12 protein-coding genes are annotated in these 11,889 nt (G+C 33.1%); 8 read left to right on the top strand and 4 right to left on the bottom strand.

Going from position 1 to position 11,889, the window contains the following annotated elements; all coding sequences use genetic code 11:
• Both QZZ51_RS06260 and QZZ51_RS06255 read right to left on the bottom strand, forming a co-directional pair.
• A partial coding sequence (locus tag QZZ51_RS06260; RefSeq protein WP_291867437.1) for a gamma-glutamyltransferase occupies window positions 1-468 on the bottom strand: 468 nt, incomplete at its 3' end.
• A 44-nt stretch (window positions 469-512) separates the two neighbouring features.
• The gene (locus tag QZZ51_RS06255; RefSeq protein WP_291867434.1) at window positions 513-1,097 is read right to left on the bottom strand and encodes an acyl carrier protein phosphodiesterase; all 585 of its coding nucleotides are present in this window, start codon (window positions 1,095-1,097) and stop codon (window positions 513-515) included.
• Window positions 1,098-1,192: 95 nt separating this feature from the next.
• Here QZZ51_RS06255 and glmM point away from each other — a divergent pair, with 95 nt between their 5' ends.
• On the top strand, window positions 1,193-2,581 hold the full coding sequence (glmM, locus tag QZZ51_RS06250) for a phosphoglucosamine mutase (RefSeq protein ID WP_291867431.1): 1,389 nt from the start codon (window positions 1,193-1,195) through the stop codon (window positions 2,579-2,581).
• Window positions 2,582-2,637: 56 nt separating this feature from the next.
• Here the strand turns inward: glmM and QZZ51_RS06245 are convergent, their stop codons facing one another.
• Window positions 2,638-3,525 (bottom strand): lysophospholipid acyltransferase family protein, encoded by an 888-nt coding sequence (locus QZZ51_RS06245; RefSeq protein WP_291867428.1) that lies wholly within the window; start codon window positions 3,523-3,525, stop codon window positions 2,638-2,640.
• A 61-nt stretch (window positions 3,526-3,586) separates the two neighbouring features.
• Between QZZ51_RS06245 and QZZ51_RS06240 the strand changes: the two genes are divergently transcribed.
• Both QZZ51_RS06240 and QZZ51_RS06235 read left to right on the top strand, forming a co-directional pair.
• On the top strand, window positions 3,587-4,234 hold the full coding sequence (locus QZZ51_RS06240) for a rhomboid family intramembrane serine protease (RefSeq protein WP_291867426.1): 648 nt from the start codon (window positions 3,587-3,589) through the stop codon (window positions 4,232-4,234).
• A 164-nt stretch (window positions 4,235-4,398) separates the two neighbouring features.
• On the top strand, window positions 4,399-6,039 hold the full coding sequence (locus QZZ51_RS06235; RefSeq protein ID WP_291867424.1) for a hypothetical protein: 1,641 nt from the start codon (window positions 4,399-4,401) through the stop codon (window positions 6,037-6,039).
• Window positions 6,040-6,094: 55 nt separating this feature from the next.
• Here the strand turns inward: QZZ51_RS06235 and QZZ51_RS06230 are convergent, their stop codons facing one another.
• On the bottom strand, window positions 6,095-6,958 hold the full coding sequence (locus QZZ51_RS06230) for an RNA polymerase sigma factor RpoD/SigA (RefSeq protein ID WP_291867421.1): 864 nt from the start codon (window positions 6,956-6,958) through the stop codon (window positions 6,095-6,097).
• Between the two features lie 173 nt (window positions 6,959-7,131).
• Between QZZ51_RS06230 and QZZ51_RS06225 the strand changes: the two genes are divergently transcribed.
• The 5 genes from QZZ51_RS06225 (at window position 7,132) to QZZ51_RS06205 (ending at window position 11,884) form a co-directional block, all read left to right on the top strand.
• Complete coding sequence (locus QZZ51_RS06225; RefSeq protein WP_291867419.1) at window positions 7,132-7,641, top strand: DUF6155 family protein; 510 nt, start codon at window positions 7,132-7,134, stop codon at window positions 7,639-7,641.
• 155 nt (window positions 7,642-7,796) lie between these two features.
• Window positions 7,797-9,308, top strand: coding sequence for a DEAD/DEAH box helicase (locus QZZ51_RS06220; protein WP_291867416.1), 1,512 nt, complete (start codon window positions 7,797-7,799; stop codon window positions 9,306-9,308).
• A gap of 6 nt (window positions 9,309-9,314) precedes the next feature.
• Window positions 9,315-10,547, top strand: coding sequence for a glycosyltransferase family 4 protein (locus tag QZZ51_RS06215; protein ID WP_291867414.1), 1,233 nt, complete (start codon window positions 9,315-9,317; stop codon window positions 10,545-10,547).
• A gap of 55 nt (window positions 10,548-10,602) precedes the next feature.
• Complete coding sequence (locus QZZ51_RS06210; protein WP_291867412.1) at window positions 10,603-10,968, top strand: VOC family protein; 366 nt, start codon at window positions 10,603-10,605, stop codon at window positions 10,966-10,968.
• Window positions 10,969-11,041: 73 nt separating this feature from the next.
• Entirely contained in the window at window positions 11,042-11,884 is an 843-nt protein-coding gene (locus QZZ51_RS06205) for a 1,4-dihydroxy-2-naphthoyl-CoA synthase (protein WP_291867410.1), read from the top strand.
• Window positions 11,885-11,889 lie beyond the last annotated feature (5 nt).

Below are 11,889 nucleotides of genomic sequence, written 5' to 3'. Positions count from 1 at the left end.
AATTACAGGTTTTAGAATGTCTGATAATTTAAGTTTTCCAAATTTTTTATGTACTTCCAGGGCTCCTGCAACTGAACCAGGAACTCCTACAGAGGTTGCGCCTTTGGTGCTCATATCTGGAATGACATTTCCGAGAGAATCTAAATACATGTCTTTGTGTGCAGATAATGGTGCTTTTTCTCTAAAATCTAATCCGCCAACATCACCATCATTTTTTCTGTAAACCATAAAACCACCTCCACCAATATTACCGGCAGAAGGATGAGCAACAGCAAGAGCAAATTGTGTAGCTACCATAGCATCAAAAGCATTTCCGCCTTTTTTTAGTATTTCGGAACCAATTTTAGAGGCTTCTTCTCGGGCAGAAACAACCATAGCTTCATCGGTAACTAGACCGGTAGGAGTAGGAGCTGATTTTTTACAATTTATAAATAGTGTAACAATAAAAAGGAATAGTAATTTTTTCAAAATAGTAAGGAGTTTAATTAAAGGGTTTTTTTTGTTTGATGGTGTTATAAAGAAACAAATTTTTGTTTGGAAAAAGTAATTAGTTCTTCAAAAAAAGCAGTGAACTCCTCTTCGAACTTATCATAGTGTTCTTCTAAATCTAAAATTGCAAAGTTCATTTTGGACTTATTTTTTGTGCGTCTGTTCATGCCATTTAAAACACGGTCTATACCTTCCATTTTGGAGTAGTTATAAATCCAATTATCACTTATCATATAGGGCATCATTCGTTTTACGCCATCGGGTAATATTTCATAATTATCCTCTAGCAAGTCGTAAAAATTTTCAACAAAAATATCTAAAGGGGTGTCGGAATATTTTTTCCAATTCTTAGCTAAAAAGTGGTCATAAAAAATATCTACAATTACCCTACTGTAATGACTGTAATTTTTATGAAGCCTTTTACTGCTAATTTTAGGAATTGTATGGGTGTCTGTAAAAGTATCAATAAAACGGTGTAGCTTAATACCTTGTTGTACCTTTTCTGGTAGATGATGGAACTTGTTTCCTCTAATGCTATCCGCTATAAAATTACCAAGAGTTATTTCGTTATCACCAAAAGATAGATAGATGTGAGCTAAAAAGTTCATAGGACGATGGAAGTTTTCTTAAGGTCGAATTTACAAATTGTAAAACTTAAGATAGAAAATAGTCTTGTATATTTGCAAAAACTTTTATAAAGCTTATGACACTAATAAAATCAATATCAGGAATCCGTGGAACTATTGGCGGGCAACCAGGGGATAACTTAACACCTATTGATGCTGTAAAATTTGCAGCAGCTTACGGTACTTGGTTAAAAGGGTATTCAAAAAAAGAAAAATTAAAAGTAGTTATAGGTAGAGATGCTAGGTTGTCTGGAGAAATGATTCAGAATTTAGTGGTTTCTACGCTTACAGGTTTGGGAATAGATGTAATCGATTTAGATTTGTCTACTACGCCAACGGTAGAAATAGCTGTTCCTATGGAGAAAGCGGATGGTGGAATTATTTTAACTGCTAGCCACAATCCAAAGCAATGGAATGCTCTAAAACTTTTGAATGAGAAAGGAGAGTTTTTAGATGCTGCACAAGGAGCAGTTATCTTAGAGCTGGCAGAAAAAGAAGAATTTAATTTTTCTGAAGTAGATGATTTGGGTACTATTGTTAGGAATGATGCTTATATAGATATACATATTGATGAAGTTTTAGATTTACCATTGGTAGATGCAGAAACGATTAAAAAAGCCAAGTTCAAGGTTGTTGTAGATGGTGTTAATTCTACAGGAGGTATTGCTATTCCTAAGTTACTAGATGCTTTGGGTGTAGAAGTTGTTAAGTTATATTGTGACCCAACAGGTCATTTTCCACATAATCCAGAACCATTAAAAGAACATTTAGGAGATATATGTGATTTAGTTCTTAAGGAAAAAGCAGATTTTGGAATTGTAGTAGATCCAGATGTAGATCGTTTGGCTTTTATAAGTGATGATGGTGAGATGTTTGGAGAAGAGTATACTTTGGTTGCTTGTGCGGATTATGTTTTAGGAAAAACAAAAGGTAATACAGTGTCTAATTTATCTTCTTCTAGAGCATTAAGAGATATTACTCAGAAGCATGGCGGTACATACGAGGCTGCAGCAGTAGGAGAAGTAAACGTAGTAACAAAAATGAAAGCTAACAATGCTATTATTGGTGGCGAAGGTAACGGAGGTATTATTTACCCTGAAAGTCATTATGGTAGAGATTCTTTAGTTGGTACAGCTCTATTTTTAATGCATATGGCAGAAAAAGGTGGTACGGTTGCTGAGTTAAGAGCCAGTTATCCTAGCTATTTTATGAGTAAAAAGAAAATACAATTGACACCTGGTTTAGATGTGGATGGTATTTTGGTAGCAATGACAAAGAAATATGAAGGGGAAGAAATTTCTACAATAGATGGGGTTAAGATAGATTTTGCAGAGAATTGGGTACACTTACGTAAATCTAACACAGAGCCAATTATTAGAATATATACAGAAGCTAAAAGCCAAACGGAGGCAGATGGATTAGCGGATAAAATAATTGCAGAAATTAAAGAAGTTGCTGGGATATAGTTATTTCTACAAGTAATAGCAAAAGCCTAATACGAATAGTGTTAGGCTTTTGTGCTTTATAAAAATTCTTTTGGAACTCGATCTCTATGTTTCCATCTTCTGTGTGTCCAAAGATAGTGTTCTGGTTTTTCTCTTATTTGTTGTTCGGTAAGTCTTAAGAATTGGTCTGTGATTTCGTTCTTTTCCGTTTCTTTTCCGTTTTTTGTAATTGGAATAAATTCGGCGCTATAATAACCTCTCTTTACTTTGGTTACTTTTAAAAAAACAACAGCAAGGTCTAATTTTCTGGCCATATTTTCTGCTCCGTTAAAAACTGGGACTTTAATATCCATGAATTCTGACCAGTATTGTACTTTACGAACCATAGGAGATTGGTCGCTTACCATTCCATAAACAGATTTTACATTATTTTTTGTGTTAGATATAATTGTTTTAATGGTTTCGGATTGGGTTATTAAAGTAGTGTTCCAACGAGCTCTTGTTCTTTTTATCCAGGAATCGAAATAGGGATTGCTTATTTTTTGATAAACAGCATACCCTTTATCATCAATATAATTGTTCATACTTACATTCCATTCCCAATTAGCGTAATGAGCACATACTACTATTATACTTTTATCTTTTAAGATGTCTTGTAAAACTTGTAGGTTGGTAACATGGTATCTCTTTTTTACTTCTTCTTTAGAAAGGTTCATTGTTTTTACCATTTCTAAAAACATATCGCACATGTGTTTGTAAAAACTCTTTTCTATCCGCTTTAGTTCTATCTCTGATTTTTTTGGGAAAACTAATGTTAAGTTTGCGTGTACTACTTTTTTCCGATACCCAAATATTCTATATACAATAACATAAACTACATCAGAAAAGAAATAAAAAATTTTATACGGAAGCCTAGAAATTATCCATAAAAGTGGGTAGGCTAAAATGAAAACAAGGAATTGCATATTCTATATTATAATGAGCAAATATAGTTATATTTGAAAGGTATATTAAATTATATGCTATATGAACAATCTTCATTTGGCAACCATTGCAATTGTGGTAGCTAATATTATAGTGTCTTTCAAAGGTTTTGGGGATTCGCAATTTTTTCAACGTTATAAGTTTGGTGTCGGCTCAATAAAGGCGGGGCAAAAAGAACGTATGGTTACCTCTGGTTTTTTGCATGTAGATGTTAGTCATCTTTTAATGAATATGCTTACGTTATATTTTTTTGCGAATGTGGTAATATCTTATTTTGGACCAAGTAAGTTTGTGTTATTATATTTTATAAGTCTATTTGCAGGAAGTTTATTGGCTTTCTTTTTTCATAAGGATGAGCCTTATTATTCTGCAGTGGGAGCAAGTGGAGCTGTAACAGGTGTTTTGTATGCAGCTATTCTTTTGCAACCTAATATGATGTTGGGACTTATGTTTATTATTCCAATACCTGCATATATTTTTGGAATAGGGTATTTGTTGTATTCTATTTATGGAATGAAAAATAGAGTGGGGAATATTGGCCATACAGCGCACTTTGGTGGTGCAATAGGAGGTTATGTAACTACTTTGCTATTTGCTCCAGATTTAATATTTACAGAAACTTTAATGGTTATTCTTTTGGCTGTACCTATTATCATTTTATTTATAATGGGAAAAAGAGGGAAAATATAAATTAAAAACTCTTTTAGGGTTTTCTTATATCCTGAAAACTAAAGTAATGTACATGAAAACTAGTGTAAAGTGCATTTCATCGAAAAATAAATAGGTCTTTATACCTAAAGAGTATTTTTACCGTTGAGTTAGAACCCAAATCTAACGATATATAACCTATTTTTATGAAAAAGACCCCCCTTTACGTCTTAGCCTTTTTAGGTCTAATGACTGCGTGTACAGATGAAACTACTGTATATAGCGAAACTCAAGATGATATTTCAATAGAAAAGAGCGAGCAAGCTTTGGAAAATAGTATTGTTTATGACAATGCAGGTGTTCTGGATATTATGGATGAAAGTACTTTGTCTGGAAAATCTAGCTTATCTGCTAAAGCTGATTTGGCAGGAGATTATCCACTTACCCTTGTTGCTCAAGTAGATGTGCCATCTTATAGTAGTGCAAGAAATTTAACAGCATCTCATGTGTATTTAGACGGAGATTATGCTTATGTTTCTTATAATACGGTTGAAGACGGCTATGCTGGAGCAATGGATATTATTGATGTTAGTAATCCGCATTCTCCTAGAGTAACTTCTAGATTGTATTATTCTAATGCAGATATAAATTCCTTACAATATTCAAATGGATATGTGTATTTTGTTGGAGGTGTTGATTCGGAAACATCTGTAAGAGCTACAAGTAATTCCTTTTTAGGAAAAATACCGGCATCTAGTGGTAGATTTAATATGAATTCAGGTATAAATTATGCTTTTCAAGAAGGGTATAATGCAACCGATGTGACGGTTAATGGAAATTCCATATTAGTAACAAGTGGTCAGGAAGGAACATTATCTGTTTATAATGCAAATACTTTGGAGGTAGAGAATGAAGCCCCTTTTATGGATTTACGTTCTGTAGCTGTACAGGCGAACAGCATCGCTGTTTTAGATGCAAGTCAAGGTGTTCATGTATTAGATGAAAATTTAAATGTTATAAAGGCAATTGCAATTGATAGTGATTTTGGTGTGAATACGAAAAGAACATTAGATTTTGCAGGAGATAATATTGTAGTAGCTGAAGGTTCTAAAGGAGCTGGAGTGTATAGTATTGCAACAGGGGCTTTGCTAGAATATATTCCTATACTTTTAAATCCAACCGAAGTTTCGATTAGTGATGTAGTAACAAATGCAGTAGCTGTTAATGATGACGTTTTGTTAATGGCAAATGGCGGTGCAGGTTTATGTTTGTCTGAAGAGCAAAGTAGTAGTACCGATTTAGTTGGCATTATTCAGTTAGAAGGTTCTGTAAATTATGTAGCAACAAAAGGAGATTATATTTTTGCTGCTTCAGGAAAAGAAGGCTTGCAAATAATAAAACTAAATAGACCAGATGAAAGTTTAGCTACACGTTGTGCTCAGTTGTCTGCTTATTCGGGCAGTTCAAACTTAAATGTTAATGCAAACCAGACATTAGCTTATAGAGGAGCTAAAAGATTTAAAAGTGTAACTATTGGAGGAGATTTACTTTTGTGTGGATCATGGACTGTGAGAAACGGAGTAAGTATTAATGCAGATGCTTTGTTTGAGATGAATGGAACATTTGTTGTTGGTAGAAATAATAGAAAGAAAAATATTACCATAGACTCTGGGGCTACTTTAAGAGTAGAGGGTAATTTAACAATCTACGGGGATTTAGTACTTAATGATGGTGCTACTATTGAGTTTGTCGGAGATGATTCTGTAGTAAATATTTTTGGTAAAGTTAAAAAGTCTGGTAATGTAACTGTAGAAGGTAAATTTAAAGACGTTAGAAATAAATTCTAGTTTTAGAATAAATTGTAAAAAAAAGACCGCTATATTTTTAAATAGCGGTCTTTTTTTATCCTAAGTATGTCTTTAAAAGTTTACTTCTGGAGGCATGTCTAAGTTTTCTTATAGCCTTTTCTCTAATCTGCCTAACACGTTCCCGTGTTAAATCAAAGGTTTGCCCAATTTCAGCAAGTGTCATAGATTGTTGATCTCCAATACCATAATATAACTTTACAACATCTGCTTCTCTAGGAGAAAGTGTTTCTAATGCTCTATTTATTTCTGTATTTAAAGATTGTTGCATTAACAAAGTATCTGGTCTAGGAGACTCCCCAGCTCTTATTACATCGTATAAATTAGAATCTTCTCCTTCTCTTAAAGGAGCATCCATAGAAACATGTCTTCCTGTGTTTTTTAAGGATTCTTTGACCTCATTAACAGTCATTTCTAATTCTCTAGCAATTTCATCCGGAGAAGGTGGCCTTTCATTAGATTGTTCTAGATATGAAAATGCCTTTTTAATTTTATTTATAGAACCAATTTTATTTAATGGTAATCTAACTACTCTAGATTGTTCTGCTAAGGCCTGTAAAATAGATTGTCTAATCCACCATACGGCGTAGGAAATAAATTTAAATCCTCTAGTTTCATCAAAACGCTTTGCTGCTTTTACTAAGCCAACATTACCTTCGTTAATTAAATCAGGAAGTTTTAATCCTTGATTTTGATATTGTTTAGCAACAGAAACTACAAATCTTAAATTGGCATTGACTAATTTTTCTAATGCGACTTGATCATTGGTACGAATTAATTGGGCTAATTCTACTTCTTCATTAGCACTTATCAAATCAATCTTACTAATATCTTGCAAGTACTTATCTAAGGATTTTGATTCACGATTAGTAACCTGCTTGATAATTTTTAGTTGCCTCATATATTCGTATTTTGTTTAGTCGTTTTACAAGTACTCATAATACATTTTTATTATCTCTTTTCCAAAGAGATAGAGATATACTTATACAAATTTTATTACAATTTTAGAAATCCCTGTAAGAATCTGTAATAATTTAAGATCCTTATTCTATTTTTGATATCACAAAGTAAAAAATGAGTAAAAGAGCCTTAACATCCTATTTATCGAGTTTAAAGAAAAAAGAACTAGAAGAGCAACTAGTAGACTTATATACGCGTTTTCCGGCTGTAAAAGAATATTACGATTTTGTTTTTAATCCCAAAGAGGATAAACTCATACAAGAAGCTAAAACCAAAATAGCGAACGAGTACTTCCCTGTAAAAAGAAGAAAACCTAAAGCCCGAAGATCCGTCGCTCAAAAGTATATTAAGCATTTTATAAAACTAGGAGTAGAACCAACTCTTATTGCGGATGTTATGTTATTTAATTTAGAAATAGCACAATCTTTTTCCTTAGAAAAAAATGTAGCAGATTCTTTTTATAAGAGTATGTTAAACTCTTTTAAAGAGGCTTTACAATATATTTCTTTACATGGAGTCCTTCTCGATTATAAAGACCGAATTGTAACTATTTATAACCTTACACAAGATAATAATTGGATATATGGAGAGGATTTTTCCCAAGCATTAGATTTAATGGATTAAAAATAAATTATAAGTATCTGACTTACAGTATATTTGTGACAATAGAAAAAAAAATCTTCATTTTACATGTAATATTTCTTTTAAGTACAAAAAACGTATAGTTTTGTAAGATTGGCATTTTAGTATTTTAAACTTTTAAAACTAGTAGCATTCCTTTGGAGGATCAAAAACATACTAAAGAAAAAAATCTTTACGATTATCAAATAGAGGATTTAAATAGCATTTTCGAGCACTTAAAAAATGCTAAGGATAATGCTAATTTGCTATACCAGTTACCTACTGGTGGTGGTAAAACTGTTGTTTTCTCGGAAATTACAAAGAGATACATTAAGGAAATTAAGAAAAAGGTAGTTGTTTTAACGCATAGAATAGAGTTAAGTTCCCAAACCTCTAACATGCTAACTGGTTTTGGAGTAAAAAACAAAGTCATTAATAGCGAAGTAAAAGAGGTTAAAGATGAAGACGATGTAATGTGTTATGTCGCCATGGTAGAAACCCTTAACAATAGACTACAAGAAGAAAAAGTTGAAATTAATAATATTGGCTTAGTTATTATAGATGAAGCCCATTACAATTCCTTTAGAAAACTCTTTAAGTATTTTGATCATGCTATAATCCTCGGAGTTACAGCAACCCCTTTAAGCTCTAATATAAAGCTACCAATGAAGGACAACTACAGCAAGTTAATTGTTGGAGAGTCTATTACTTCTTTGATAGATAAAAAATTCTTAGCGAAAGCAGATGTCTATAATTACGATGTTAGTCTGCAGAATCTAAAACTGGGAATAAACGGAGATTATACCGTAAAGTCTTCGGATGAGCTTTATGGTAATCAAAATATGCTGACCAAGCTTTTAACCGGGTATACAGAGGTTGCTAAAGGTACCAAAACTCTTATTTTTAATAATGGTATTAGTACCTCTAGATATGTGTACGAGACCTTTAAAAAGGCTGGGTATAATATTAGGCATCTAGATAATAAGAACAACGCCACCGAAAGGAAAGAAATTTTAGAATGGTTTTCTAAAACCCCAGATGCCATTTTAACTTCTGTAAGTATCCTAACTACTGGTTTTGATGAACCTACTGTAGAAACTATTATGCTAAATAGAGCAACTAGATCCTTAACTCTGTACTTTCAGATGATTGGTCGTGGCTCTCGTGTTTTACCAAATAAAAAAGACTTTAAGGTTATCGATTTTGGTAATAATGTGGCTCGTTTTGGTATGTGGAGCGCACCTATAGATTGGCAAGAAATTTTTCATTTCCCCGATTTCTTTTTAGAAAATATTAAGAATGATGAGGACATAGAAAGAGAGTTTGTATATGAAATGCCTAAAGAACTCAAGAAAAAATTTATTAAATCTTCGGTTATTGAGTTTGATATAAAAGCAGAGTATAAAAAAGGGTTTGCTCAAGGCTTAAAATCTAAATTAGTATTAGAAAGAAGTATAGAGCAACATGCCACCATTTGTGTAGAAAATGCAGAAGATGTTTTCGATGCTAGAATCCTTGCTAAATTGTTACAAGAAGAGATTAGTTTTAGAGTAAAGCAGTATTCGTACTGTATTATGAATAATACCAAGAATTATAAAGAATGGCTAGAGGAAGATTACGAACGCAAATTACGTTCTAATATTTCTAAAAAATTTGCAGCCAAAATGTAAGTCTACATGGCATCGATAAAGGTTTTAATTATTGGGTTTGTTTGGCCAGAACCTACTTCTACAGCTGCCGGACAAAGAATGCTACAGCTTATACAACTGTTTTTAAAACAAGACTATAAAGTATCTTTTACCTGTACAGCAAAAAAAACAGAATACTCTTTTCCTTTACACACCTTAGGAATATCAGAAACGGAAATTGTACTTAACAATTCTAGTTTCGATACCTATCTTTTAGAAACACAACCAAACATAGTATTGTTCGACCGTTTTTTAACCGAAGAGCAATTTGGCTGGCGAGTAGCCAAAAACGTACCTAATGCTTTGCGTATATTAGATACGGAAGATTTACACTCCTTACGCCAAACTAGAGAACAAGCCTTTAAAAACGGAACCCCTTTTTTAATCCAAGATTGGATTCGTAATACCATTACGAAAAGAGAAATAGCTAGTATATATCGTTCCGATATTTCTTTACTTATTTCATCCTATGAAATGGAATTGCTTACCGAGAATATCAAAATAGAAGAAAGTTTGATACATTATTTACCTTTTTTACTGGAAGAATCACATCATGAGTCTGTATCCTATAAAGAAAGGGAAGGGTTTATTTGTATGGGTAATGGTAACCATGCTCCGAATAGAGATGCCGTTATTTGGTTAAAGAAAGAAATTTGGCCACTTATTCGTAAGCAATTACCCAAAGCAACCTTGTCTATTTATGGCGGACATCTACCAGAACAAATAAAACAAATGCATAACTCCAAAGAAGAGTTTTTGGTCCAAGGATGGGCACCTGATGCTATAGAAGCGGTTCGTAAATCCAAAATTTGCCTGGCTCCTTTGCGATTTGGAGCGGGATTAAAAGGAAAATTAATCACTGCTTTACAGGCTCAAACCCCTAGTGTAACAACCAAAATAGGAGCAGAGGGTATACAACTACCGAATTTTAACTGGAATGGCTTTATAAAAGATGATGCAGCCGAAATAGCAAATGCAGCAGTACAATTATACAATTCCGAAGAAGAATGGTGTAGAGCACAAGAAAATGGCAAAAAACTACTTCACGCACTTTCTAATAAAGCGAAGTATGAGAAAGAATTTCTTTTAAGAATAAAACACACCTTAGAAAATATAGAAGAACATAGAGAATCCAACTTCATTGGAGCTATGTTACAACATAGCAGTATGGCTAGCACTAAATTTATGTCTAAGTGGATAGAAGCTAAGAATAGTAAGTAATTTAGGAAAGAATCTTATCTTTAATATTTTCAAATTAAATTTAAAACTATATACCATGAATAATCCAGTACAATGGTTTGAGATTTCTACAAAAGATATTGAAAGAGCCAAAAAGTTTTATTCCGAAATTTTTAAACTAAAATTTCAATTTATAGAAGCACCTGGTGCCAAAATGTACATGTTTGGTGAGCCAGACAAAGTTGGTTCTTCGGGTTGTTTAGTACAATCCAATGATAATACACCTAGTACAGAAGGGACTATAATTTATTTTAAGTCCGATGATGTTTCCATAGAGTTAGCTAACATTAAAAATGCAGGTGGTAGCATAGTTGTTCCTAAAACAGATATTGGAGAATTTGGTTTTTATGCGCAATTTATAGATACAGAAGGAAATAGAATAGGCTTACACTCTAACACATAAATAATTTTAATCAAAAGAAAAAACAAATACACGCTTTGTAAGCATGTTACATACACATATCCAAATACATACAATGAATAAACCAGATTGGAAAGTTGCCAAAGAATTTGAAGATATTACCTATAAAAAAAGTAATGGCGTAGCACGTATTGCATTTAACAGGCCTAATGTGCGTAATGCCTTTAGACCCAAAACTACAAGCGAACTATATACTGCTTTTTACGATGCACAAGAAGATACCTCTATTGGTGTGGTACTTTTATCTGCAGAAGGTCCTTCTACTAAAGATGGTATTTATTCTTTCTGTAGTGGAGGCGATCAAAATGCAAGAGGACATAAAGGGTATGTAGGTGAAGATGGCATGCACCGTCTTAATATTTTAGAAGTACAACGTTTAATCCGTTTTATGCCTAAAGTAGTTATCGCCGTAGTTCCAGGTTGGGCTGTTGGTGGTGGTCATAGTTTACATGTAGTGTGCGATATGACTTTGGCAAGTAAAGAACATGCTATCTTTAAACAAACCGATGCCGACGTAACTAGTTTCGATGGTGGCTATGGTTCTGCATATTTAGCCAAAATGGTGGGACAAAAGAAAGCAAGAGAAATTTTCTTTTTAGGAAGAAACTATTCTGCACAAGAAGCCTTTGAAATGGGTATGGTGAATGCCGTAGTACCGCATGATGAGTTAGAGGATACTGCATATCAATGGGCACAAGAAGTTTTAGAAAAATCTCCTACTTCTATAAAAATGCTAAAATTCGCCATGAACCTTACTGATGATGGTATGGTGGGGCAACAAGTATTTGCTGGTGAAGCCACTCGTTTGGCATATATGACCGAAGAAGCCAAAGAAGGTAGAAACGCGTTTTTGGAAAAAAGAAAGCCTGATTTTGGTAAAAATAAATGGTTGCCATAGTGATG

Source organism: Maribacter sp., from assembly GCF_016744255.1.
In the GTDB taxonomy this organism is placed as follows: domain Bacteria; phylum Bacteroidota; class Bacteroidia; order Flavobacteriales; family Flavobacteriaceae; genus Maribacter_B.
This window is presented reverse-complemented; position numbering and strand designations above follow the sequence as displayed.